This window comes from Faecalicoccus sp. (assembly GCF_036552745.1).
Taxonomy (GTDB): Bacteria; Bacillota_I; Bacilli_A; order Erysipelotrichales; family Erysipelotrichaceae; genus Faecalicoccus.
On record NZ_JAXKBY010000098.1, the window covers coordinates 1 to 3194 of the forward strand.

At 37.9% G+C, this 3194-nt stretch carries 1 pseudogene; it reads right to left on the reverse strand.

The features are described from left to right. Nucleotides 1–374: 374 nt before the first annotated feature. Nucleotides 375–2962: pseudogene (locus U0M88_RS04855) on the reverse strand (ABC transporter ATP-binding protein/permease). Nucleotides 2963–3194 lie beyond the last annotated feature (232 nt).

The following is a 3194-nucleotide window of genomic DNA, read 5'->3' on the forward strand; positions in this document are numbered from 1 at the left end:
ACAAGAATTCCTGTTACTGATTATGAAAAGATTGAGAGGACAAGTTAGTTACTTTTTTATTCGTCAAATACGAAAAGAAGATCTTTTTAAATTTGCGATTACTTAAAAGGCTATGTCAACAAATTGGAGGTTAAGCGTTATCTTTTTAAATATAATTTATTTAGTCTCTTTTCAGAGAAACGCTTTAAACAAAATGAAAACATTTATAAATATCAGTTAATTCAAATTTTTATTATATCCACATCAAATCTTCTATATGACAACAGATTTCCCTGCTCTTTATCATATCTCTATCCTAGATTACAATCTCTAATTACTTTTATAATGAAGATTGCAAATAAAAAGAGCTAAGCAGGTTACTTAACTCTTATAGACTATTCACTTCGCAAGGCTTCCACCGGATCTTTTTTCGAGGCAAAGCGACTTGGAATTAGACCGGCTATAACTGTCAACAATAAACTGATTAAGATCAAGATCAGTCCACCCTGCCATGGAAGGCTGGCAATATGAGAAACTCCTGTTAAATTCTCTACGATCATGCTGATGGGAATATTCAACAAGATTGTAATCAAGATACCCATGCATCCACTGGCCAGACCAATGATAAAGGTTTCGGCATTAAAGACATGCGATACATCCTTTTTGGAAGCACCGATAGCTCGTAAAATTCCGATTTCTTTGGTTCTCTCCAATACAGAAATATACGTAATGATACCAATCATGATACTGGATACGATCAACGATACGGATACAAATCCAATCAGAACATAAGAGATCATATTGATCACACTGGTTACGCTGGACAACATCATGCCAATAAAATCATTGTATGTGATCACATTAGCTAAACGATCAGCTGCTTTTTCCTTTTCGTTATACGCGTTGATCAAATTGCTTATTTCTTCTTTATCTTCAAAGCTGGAAGCATAGATATTGATTTTTGTCGGATTGTCCAGATCGATATATCCCAGCTTTTGTAGATTGCTGTCATAGGTCGCATTGAGATTTTCATTGTATGTGCTCATATAAGACATCAATTCTTCCTGTGACATAGAAGCCATGGCCATTTGCTGCTCCGGTGTTAATTTCGAAATCGACATTTCTTCCCATCTGAAAATGCCGTTCCGGTTAATACATTGGTATCCGGATGATTGATTTGTTCCTGTACGATCTGAGAATTTGAACACTGTTCGATCATGTAATCACGCATTTGTGAAGAATAATACACACCGCCCATCGTTGTCTTTGATACGGTAGAATCGGCTGGTTTGATGATCCCTACGATTTTAACATCGGTGGCTTGATCCACGATCTGATCGACATAGGCTTCATCCTGTGAACCATCGATCCATACACCATTGACTTTATGATACAAATCACTGTTATTGACCAGCTTAAACGTTGTATTTAATAATTCATCGTATGTGTAAGTGGCATCTTCACTCGTTTGAATTTGATCTACATTACCGGCTAAAAGCTGATTATAATTCTCGACCAGCTCATCCTGATCCATCAAACCCAGAGAATAGAGTACATAATCGGAAATCTCGTTTTGATCATTGACTTCGATCACGACCTCATTATAGGCATCCGGCCATTTTCCTTCGACCAGTTCAAATTCATCGTCGCGAAGTTCTTTGGTATCCGGTAAAGAAAGCCATACTTCATTAGACATCATCGATGCAGAAGAAGACATAAATTGATTTTGCAGATTCATCAAATCCGAGAAACCAAGACGATCCAGCAAACCATTGGGACTGACCTGCACCAGACCTTGATCCCCTAAATCATTATAAACATGCATACTTAAGCCATAATCGTATTCCACAGCTTTGGTATGATCCATGAGTTGATCTCCCTCTTTACTTTCCAAATACGATTTAAAAGCAGAAAGATTGTTCTTGGAAGACTTTGAGATCGAATTCAAAATATCATTGATGTAGGGCATGGATGTGACCTCATCCTTATTTTCCTTTTTTTCTTTCTCATCCGATGACATATTCATCATGGTTTCCATCATCGTTGACATATCCATGGTGTTATCTTGAATCTCAATTGGATAGCTGGCCATCGTATCATTTTCAACCTGATTGATGTAAGCCTGCACCCCATTGGATAAAGAAAGGATCAAAGCGATACCAATGATACCAATACTTCCGGCAAAGCTTGTCAACAAAGTACGACCTTTTTTTGTCATCAAGTTATTTAAGCTCAGTGATAAAGCTGTTTTAAAAGACATACTTGGCTTTTTTAAAGAATCCGTCGTTGGAGTAATTTCTTCCGGTGCGATAGGATTAGTATCATTTTGCACCACACCATCAAATAAAGAAATGATACGCGTTGAATACGTCTTGGCCAACTCTGGATTATGTGTCACCATGATGACCAGTCGATCCTTGGCAATCTCCTTTAACAAATCCATGATCTGCACACTAGTCTTGGAATCCAGGGCACCGGTCGGCTCATCCGCCAACAAGATTTCCGGGTTGTTGACCAAGGCTCTGGCAATAGCTACACGCTGCATTTGTCCACCGGACATCTGTGTCGGTTTTTTATCCAACTGATCTTCCAAACCGACTTGTTTTAAGACCTCGATGGCTCTTTGTCTTCGTTCCTGCTTATCGACACCGCTCAACGTCAATGCCAGCTCGACATTACTGAGGACCGTTTGATGCATGATCAAATTGTAGCTTTGGAACACGAAACCAACACGGTGATTACGATAGGTATCCCAATCTTTATCCGTATAGTTTTTGGTTGAACGACCGTTAATGATCAAATCCCCGCTGGTATATTGATCCAAACCACCGATAATATTTAAAAATGTTGTTTTTCCGCATCCGCTTTGTCCTAAAATCGAAACAAATTCACTATCGCGAAATGTCAGAGAAATATCTTTTAAGGCATGTACGATATTACTTCCTGTATCATAATCTTTGACAAGATGTCTAACTTCAAGCATATGAAAACCTCCTTGAAATATCGAATATTATACCATTCATTAAGTCACTTAACAATATGTGAACCCTTCTTTGTTCCTAACAAACCTTTCTATTATGAAATGACGATTGTCAAGTGGAAATATTCACTTCTTTGATTATCGTCACTTTTTTTAAAATCAAGGATATTAGACAGGAAACTTCTTGTCAGAATTATCGGTGATTGGCCACTCTGTTATTCGTGGATTGGTTACC